We start from the raw sequence: 7796 nt of genomic DNA on the forward strand, positions 1-7796 counted from the left end.
TTCACATCGACAAATAAAAATCCCGCGTCAAGGTCTGAAAAGACGACGAATATTGGCGGTCGTCATCACGAATGATTAACGACGTTCGATTCACCGCTATCGCGCTTATCTCTGACTCACCTGCACGCCGCAGTGACAGCAGCACCCGATTGATCGGCCGACTCGCACTGTCCGCCACATCGACGCGGATATCAGCACGCCATGCCAACTGCTGTGCCAACGTTAAGAAATCTTCCGCCCCACTTACCGGCAAGACGACACAAAATCGCCCCTCAGGCATCAGTAGCCGACTGGCGCAATCCAATAACGCGTCGTGTGTCAACGTGGTGGTATAACGCGCCTGTGCACGCTGGGTCGATGCGCAATCCACACCGGGGGAAAAATAGGGCGGATTACTCACGATCAACGAGTAACGCGAAGCAGTATCCCGAGCGTAGGCCAGAATATCGGTCTGATAAATTCGTATAGCGTCAGCCCAGGGCGACAATGCCACATTGTCTGCCGCCTGCGCACTGGCAGCGGAATCCAGCTCTACACCGTCGATAGGTACCTGCCCGCCACTGCGTTGCGCCAGCATCAAGGCCAACAGGCCGGAACCACAGCCGATATCGAGTATCCGCGTTTCCTGATGCAGTGGTGTCCATGCGCCCAGCAACACGCCATCGGTTCCCACTTTCATCGCGCAACGGTCATGCGCGACAAAAAACTGTTTAAAAGTAAATCCTCCGGCGCGCGGAGCCGGTGTATGCTGCTGGAAGGTCATTGCTATGCCGTATTTATGCCGTATTGTTGTCAAACTGCGGCTAGCATAGGAGAAACACCCGCCCGGGAAAAGTGGCGAATGCCGCTTAAACAGATGAACAACCCCGCCAATGCGTCTATAATCAGCGCCCCGAACAGAGGTAGACCATGACTGCGACCAATTTTTCCGAGTTTGATCTTGATGATAGCCTGCTTGACGCCTTGCGCGACATGGGCTTCAGCCGTCCGACCGCCATTCAGGCCGAGGCAATTCCTCCGGCGATGGAAGGGCGTGATGTACTAGGCTCCGCGCCGACCGGAACCGGCAAAACCGCAGCCTATCTGCTGCCGGTTTTACAACACTTGCTGGATTTTCCACGTAAAAAATCCGGCCCGCCGCGGATCCTGATACTGACACCGACCCGGGAACTGGCGATGCAGGTGGCCGATCAGGCTCGGGCGTTAGCAGCTCATACTCATCTGGACATTGCGACCATCACCGGCGGGGTGGCTTATATGAACCACGCCGAGGTGTTTAGCGAAAATCAGGATGTGGTTGTCGCCACGACGGGTCGTTTATTGCAATACATCAAAGAAGAGAATTTTGACTGTCGTGCAGTAGAAACCCTGATTCTGGATGAAGCAGACCGCATGTTGGACATGGGGTTTGCGCAGGACATCGAGCATATTGCCGGTGAAACTCGCTGGCGTAAGCAGACCATGTTGTTCTCTGCAACGCTTGAAGGGGATGCTATTCAGGATTTTGCTGAGCGACTGCTAAATGACCCTATAGAAGTGGAAGCCGAACCGTCACGGCGTGAGCGTAAAAAAATCCTGCAATGGTACTACCGTGCCGACGATATTCAGCACAAGACCGCGCTACTCAGCAACCTGCTCAAACAGCCGGACGTCACGCGTTCCATCGTGTTTGTGCGCAAACGTGAGCGAGTGCATGAACTGGTAGACTGGTTGCGATCTGCTGGCATCGAATCCTGTTACCTGGAAGGAGAAATGGTGCAGGCCAAACGCAATGAAGCCATCAAACGGTTGAGTGAAGGCCGAGTGAAAGTGCTGGTTGCTACCGACGTCGCCGCACGCGGTCTGGATATTCAGGATGTCAGCCACGTGTTCAACTTCGATTTGCCTCGCACGTCTGACGTTTATCTGCATCGCATTGGCCGTACCGGACGAGCGGGCCGTAAAGGCTGCGCTATCTCGCTGGTCGAGGCGCATGACTATCTGCTGCTCGATAAAATTGGTCGTTATCTGAACGAGCCATTGAAAGCGCGCGTCATTGATGAATTGCGCCCGAGTACCCGTGCGCCAAGCCCCAAATCTACGGGTAAGCCATCGAAGAAAGTGCTGGCTAAGCGCAAAGAGCAGAAAGAAAAAGAGAAAGAAAAGCAGAAGGCAAAGGTCAAGGTGCGCCACCGCGATAGTAAAAATATCGGTAAACGTCGTCAGCCCAGCGCCAAAGCGTCAGCGGAACAACCGAAAGAAAAACCCGCAGATAATACCTAAAGCAAGTGTGTTGACCGTTAAACCGCACAGGGAGCCAAATGGCTCCCTGTGTTTTTAGGGACAACTGAAAATCAGTGTCAGGCTATCGATACCTGCTAATCCCACGCCATAAAAACCGTCTCATAAAAACCATGCCATAAAAAACATGCCGGACACATTATGTGACCGGCATGGTTTGCATGACGATAGCTTGTATAACGCATGTTCAGGTAAAGCTATCGTTCTTCGCCTGACGCTCTGTCTTGCCGACGTACTTACAGGCTTTCAGTAAAGGTACGGGCGATGACATCACGCTGTTGTTCAGGCGTCAGCGAGTTGAAACGAACGGCATAACCCGACACACGAATGGTCAACTGCGGGTATTTTTCCGGGTTCTTCACTGCATCTTCCAGTGTTTCACGACGCAATACGTTCACGTTCAGATGCTGGCCACCCTCAACGCGCACTTCCGGTTTGATTTCCAGTGGTACTTCGCGATATTCGAACTGCCCCAGATCGCTGATAGCCACGATTTGATCTTCGTTAAACTCCGATTTGGCACAGACACAACGCGCCTGAGATTTCTCTTCATCCAGCAGCCAGAAAGAGTTAACCAGGGCATTGTTATTTGCTTTGGTGATTTGAATACCTGTAACCATTATTGCCTCCGTTAAGCGGCGTCTATTGAACCGAATACAAAATCCACGATTGATAACAAACTGCCAGCAACGTTAACGCCAGCGCAAAACCAATCGAATCTAACACTCTGTATACCAGCCCTTCCCCTCTCACTCTTTGATGCAAGTCAATTTTAACCACCCACCACTTGAGGGCTGGCGTATAATTAATTGTTTTATATCAATTTACCCCAAAACTCACGATGCAATTATTTTTGTAAATTTTAAAAAAATTTCGCAACCCACCATTTACCAGCAATAAAAGGCCGCGAATAATTTTCCCTCTGCCGTGTTTGACGGTAATCTTAGTCACCTGAACTGATGAATCAGGCTGAACCTGCGTACCCAGGTTGTCGCCATTTACCCGATTGAGCAAAGAGCCTTGCCATGACCACTTCCCTGACCTGGCACGATGTGCTGGCCCAAGAGAAAGAACAGCCTTACTTTGTTAACACCTTGTCGTTTGTCCATCAGGAACGTGCGGCAGGCAAGGTTATCTATCCGCCACAAAAAGATGTCTTTAACGCCTTCCGCTTTACTGAGTTTCACGACGTCAAAGTCGTGATTCTGGGGCAGGATCCGTACCACGGCCCGAATCAGGCGCATGGGTTATCGTTTTCAGTGCGCCCGGGCGTGCCGGCTCCCCCTTCTTTAGTCAATATCTACAAAGAGCTGGCTAACGATATTGCTGGATTTGAAATTCCCTCCCACGGCTTTTTACAAAGCTGGGCGCAGCAAGGCGTGATGCTGCTGAATACCGTACTGACGGTGGAAGCAGGCAAAGCACATTCACACGCAAATCTGGGTTGGGAAACATTCACCGACAAAGTGATAGAAAATCTGAACGCACACCGGGAAGGGATCGTATTTCTGTTGTGGGGATCACATGCACAGAAGAAAGGCAGCATTATTGATACACAACGGCACCATGTTCTGAAAGCACCGCATCCGTCGCCGTTATCCGCGCATCGTGGTTTTTTAGGATGCCATCATTTCTCGAAAACCAATCAGTTGCTGGAGCAACAGGGAGATTCGCCCATCGACTGGACACCCCGGTTACCAGAAAACGTCCAATAGCGGGTTTGTCATTGCCTTTGCTGGTCAGAGGCAATGACGCATCATCAGCAGCATAAAAGCAAAAAACTGGTTGAACCGTAAGAAAATAAAAGGAAGGAACAAGGGAAGTACTGCGAAGAAATATGGTGGAGCTAAGCGGGATCGAACCGCTGACCTCTTGCATGCCATGCAAGCGCTCTCCCAGCTGAGCTATAGCCCCACATCTGATGACACTATCGATAACCAGACCTTTTGGGATGAAGGTTTGGTGGAGCTAAGCGGGATCGAACCGCTGACCTCTTGCATGCCATGCAAGCGCTCTCCCAGCTGAGCTATAGCCCCGTACCGACACAGTATCGTGTGAACGGGTCGCATGATATGCAACGCCCCTACCCCTGTCAACGCCAAAATCCATTTCTCCGATCAACCGCTGAAAAAGCCGTCAACGCAAGACGCCAGGTGTCATGCAGCAACGCACGTTTTACCCCAAAGGTAAAAAACGCTGCAAATCAAGCGTGTTTGCTATTAGCTTATGACAAAAAAGTTTTTCTTACTTTTCACAAAAACCTTAACAATGCGTCATTATTTCATCTACCGGAGTTTTCCAGACATGAAAGATGCCACACTCGCTCTACACCATGGTTTTACCTCCGATCCCGTCACCAAAGCCGTAGCCGTGCCGATTTATCAAAATGTCGCCTTTGAATTCGAGAATGCACAGCACGGTGCAGATCTGTTCAACCTTGCCGTCCCAGGCAATATCTATACGCGGATTATGAACCCGACCAATGATGTGCTGGAACAACGTCTGGCGGCATTGGAAGGTGGTATTGCGGCGCTGGTGGTTTCTGCCGGTAGTGCCGCCATAACTTATGCGATTCAAACGCTGACCCGTCAGGGTGACAATATTGTGTCGACCCCACAGTTATATGGTGGCACCTATACCCTGTTTGCTCACATGCTGCCGAGTTTCGGGGTAGAAGTCCGTTTCGCAGCGGATGACTCACCGCAAGCTATCGCAGAACTGATTGATGAGAAAACCCGGTTGGTCTACTGCGAAAGTATCGGCAATCCAGCGGGCAATATTGTCGATATTGAAGCGCTGGCACAGGTTGCTCACCAGCATGGTGTACCGCTGGTGGTGGATAACACCGTGGCCTCGCCAGTACTGTGCAAACCGATTGCATTCGGTGCAGACATCGTCGTGCATTCGATCACGAAATACGTTGGCGGTCACGGTAACTCACTCGGTGGTGTCATTGTGGATGCCGGGACATTCCCCTGGTCGCAATACCCTGAAAAATACCCGGGCCTGAATCTCCCCGAACCGGCCTATCATGGCGTGGTCTATACCGAGACATTCGGCCCAGCCGCTTTTATTGCCCGCGCCCGCACCGTTCCACTGCGTAACACCGGTTCAGCGCTCGCTCCCATGAATGCCTTCTTATTACTGCAGGGGTTAGAAACACTGTCGCTGCGCATGGAGCGGCATGTGGAAAATGCCAAAAAAGTGGCGGAATACCTGCAGTCGCACCCCAGCGTAGCCTGGGTCAGCTACGCTGGCCTGCCGGATCACCCGCATTACGCTCTGGCACAGAAATACATGAAAGGTACCCCGTCAGCTATTCTGTCGTTCGGCCTCAAAGACGGTTACGACGCGGGAGTACGCTTCTATGACGCCCTGAAAATTTTTAAACGGCTGGTCAATATTGGTGATGCCAAATCGTTAGCCTGCCACCCGGCATCGACCACTCATCGCCAGATGACACCAGAAGAACAGGCTAAGGCTGGCGTTAAACCGGAAATGATTCGCCTGTCAGTCGGCATCGAAGCAATAGAAGATTTACTGGACGACCTGAATCAGGCACTCAATGCCTGATATTCCGGTTGCGTCACGGTAGTCAATCGCCATCATTTTAAAAATGATGGCGATTGCAAGAGTGGATACTGGACGTAAAAAAACCCTGGCAAGCCAGGGTTTTGAAGAGTCACTATCCCGACAATAGAGGATTATTGCTGGGCTTCGCGCTCACTGATAAACGCCAGTGCCCGATCGATACGCGTCAGTGTACGTGACTGACCGACGGCATGCACCGTCACATCCACGCCCGGTGACTGGCCTGCACCGGTTACCGCCACACGCAACGGCATCCCTACTTTACCCATCCCTTGCTGCAATTCGTCGGCCGTGCCCTGAATAGCATGGTGAATATTTTCTGGTGTCCAGTCAGTGATGGCAGCCAGCTTGCTGCGAACCAATTCCAGCGGCTGACGTGCTACCGGACGCAAGTGTTTCTTCGCGGCATCAGCATCGAACTCTGCAAACTCTTCATAGAAGTAGCGGCAGGACTCGGCAATCTCTTTCAGCGTCTTGCAGCGCTCGCCCAGCAATGTCACCAGTTCGCTTAACTGAGGACCAGTACGGGTATCAATACCAGCCTGCTCGATATGCCACGACAGATGGGTCGCCACGTATTCCGGAGGCAGATGGTTAATATAGTGGTGATTCAGCCACTGCAGCTTTTCTGTATTAAATGCACTGGCGGATTTGCTGACAGCATCCAGTGAGAACAACTGCTTCATCTCATCAATAGAGAAAATTTCCTGATCGCCGTGAGCCCATCCCAAACGCACCAGATAGTTGAGTAATGCTTCCGGCAGATAGCCATCATCACGGTACTGCATCACACCGACGGCACCGTGGCGCTTGGACAGCTTCTTACCGTCGTCGCCCAAAATCATGGAAACGTGCGCGTATTCCGGCACTGGTGCACCCAGCGCTTTGAGAATATTGATCTGACGCGGCGTATTATTGATATGGTCTTCGCCACGAATAACGTGGGTGATCCCCATATCCCAGTCGTCGATAACCACACAGAAGTTATAGGTCGGTGAACCGTCGGTACGGCGGATGATCAGATCATCGAGCTCAAGGTTGCTGAATTCAATCGGCCCGCGAATACGGTCATCGAAGATCACCGAACCATCCTGGGGGTTGCGAAAACGCACCACATGCGGTTCATCATCAGCATGGTGTTCATGAGAATCACGGCAGCAGCCGTCATAGCGTGGCTTGTCACCATTAGCCATCTGCTGTTCACGCAGCGTTTCCAGACGTTCTTTAGAGCAGTAGCATTTGTAAGCCGTACCGTTTTCCAGCATCTGATCGATGACCGCGTTATAGCGATCAAAACGCTTGGTCTGATAGTACGGGCCTTCATCCCAGTCCAGATTCAACCAGTTCATGCCATCCATAATGGCGTCAATCGCCTCTTTGGTCGAACGCTCCAGATCGGTATCTTCAATACGCAAAACAAATTCGCCGCCATGATGACGGGCAAACAACCAGGAATACAGTGCGGTACGGGCACCGCCAACATGAAGATAACCAGTCGGGCTGGGCGCAAAGCGGGTTTTGATTTTCATTGGGATTACGGCCTTAATTAGACAGCAACGGTCGGTTAACACCAACCAGGATTCCGGACTGCGCCCCGCCATCAAGGGTGCGCGCTGTCAGCGCGAGACACAGCCTGCTTAAAGTGGGCAATATTCTATCACTCCCCCTCGATTCCTCAACGCCATAACCACGTCGAGGCCAGTCTCTTCGCGCTAAAATGCGCAGGGATTCAACGACAACGCCCAGAAATACGGCATATCGACTAATTTTACAACGAACGACCATTTTCGTTTTAAAAAGCGTTGACTCATAGTCAACTATCCCTATAATGCGACTCCACACAGCGGGGGTGATTAGCTCAGCTGGGAGAGCACCTCCCTTACAAGGAGGGGGTCGGCGGTTCGATCCCGTCATCACCCACCACT

Annotated in this window: 6 protein-coding genes and 3 tRNA genes; 4 read left to right on the forward strand and 5 right to left on the reverse strand. The window is 51.7% G+C overall.

The window, feature by feature from the left end:
• Position 1: 1 nt before the first annotated feature.
• The gene (trmN, locus tag FAZ14_RS04450; RefSeq protein WP_153508099.1) at positions 2-763 is read right to left on the reverse strand and encodes a tRNA(1)(Val) (adenine(37)-N(6))-methyltransferase TrmN; all 762 of its coding nucleotides are present in this window, start codon (positions 761-763) and stop codon (positions 2-4) included.
• Positions 764-909: 146 nt separating this feature from the next.
• Between trmN and srmB the strand changes: the two genes are divergently transcribed.
• Positions 910-2262, forward strand: coding sequence for an ATP-dependent RNA helicase SrmB (gene srmB / locus FAZ14_RS04455; RefSeq protein WP_016941790.1), 1353 nt, complete (start codon positions 910-912; stop codon positions 2260-2262).
• A 254-nt stretch (positions 2263-2516) separates the two neighbouring features.
• Here the strand turns inward: srmB and grcA are convergent, their stop codons facing one another.
• Complete coding sequence (gene grcA, locus FAZ14_RS04460) at positions 2517-2900, reverse strand: autonomous glycyl radical cofactor GrcA (RefSeq protein WP_012885760.1); 384 nt, start codon at positions 2898-2900, stop codon at positions 2517-2519.
• 405 nt (positions 2901-3305) lie between these two features.
• Between grcA and ung the strand changes: the two genes are divergently transcribed.
• Entirely contained in the window at positions 3306-3995 is a 690-nt protein-coding gene (gene ung / locus FAZ14_RS04465; protein ID WP_153508100.1) for a uracil-DNA glycosylase, read from the forward strand.
• Positions 3996-4118: 123 nt separating this feature from the next.
• On the opposite strand, the gene FAZ14_RS04470 is transcribed toward ung, so the two are convergent.
• Positions 4119-4194 (reverse strand) — tRNA-Ala (locus FAZ14_RS04470).
• Positions 4195-4240: 46 nt separating this feature from the next.
• Positions 4241-4316: transfer RNA gene (locus tag FAZ14_RS04475), tRNA-Ala, on the reverse strand.
• 268 nt (positions 4317-4584) lie between these two features.
• Here FAZ14_RS04475 and FAZ14_RS04480 point away from each other — a divergent pair.
• Positions 4585-5853, forward strand: a complete 1269-nt coding sequence (locus tag FAZ14_RS04480; protein WP_153508101.1) for an O-acetylhomoserine aminocarboxypropyltransferase/cysteine synthase family protein — start codon at positions 4585-4587, stop codon at positions 5851-5853.
• A 131-nt stretch (positions 5854-5984) separates the two neighbouring features.
• Here the strand turns inward: FAZ14_RS04480 and gltX are convergent, their stop codons facing one another.
• On the reverse strand, positions 5985-7400 hold the full coding sequence (gene gltX, locus FAZ14_RS04485; RefSeq protein ID WP_153508102.1) for a glutamate--tRNA ligase: 1416 nt from the start codon (positions 7398-7400) through the stop codon (positions 5985-5987).
• Between the two features lie 318 nt (positions 7401-7718).
• Here gltX and FAZ14_RS04490 point away from each other — a divergent pair.
• A tRNA-Val gene (locus tag FAZ14_RS04490) sits at positions 7719-7794 on the forward strand.
• Positions 7795-7796 lie beyond the last annotated feature (2 nt).

This window comes from Dickeya oryzae, from assembly GCF_009372235.1.
GTDB lineage: Bacteria > Pseudomonadota > Gammaproteobacteria > Enterobacterales > Enterobacteriaceae > Dickeya > Dickeya oryzae.

Bases quoted from the DNA above. Each gene is read 5' to 3' on its own strand.
- trmN (WP_153508099.1), bottom strand. From the start codon at position 763: ATGACCTTCCAGCAGCATACACCGGCTCCGCGCGCCGGAGGATTTACT.
- srmB (WP_016941790.1), top strand. From the start codon at position 910: ATGACTGCGACCAATTTTTCCGAGTTTGATCTTGATGATAGCCTGCTT.
- grcA (WP_012885760.1), bottom strand. From the start codon at position 2,900: ATGGTTACAGGTATTCAAATCACCAAAGCAAATAACAATGCCCTGGTT.
- ung (WP_153508100.1), top strand. From the start codon at position 3,306: ATGACCACTTCCCTGACCTGGCACGATGTGCTGGCCCAAGAGAAAGAA.
- FAZ14_RS04480 (WP_153508101.1), top strand. From the start codon at position 4,585: ATGAAAGATGCCACACTCGCTCTACACCATGGTTTTACCTCCGATCCC.
- gltX (WP_153508102.1), bottom strand. From the start codon at position 7,400: ATGAAAATCAAAACCCGCTTTGCGCCCAGCCCGACTGGTTATCTTCAT.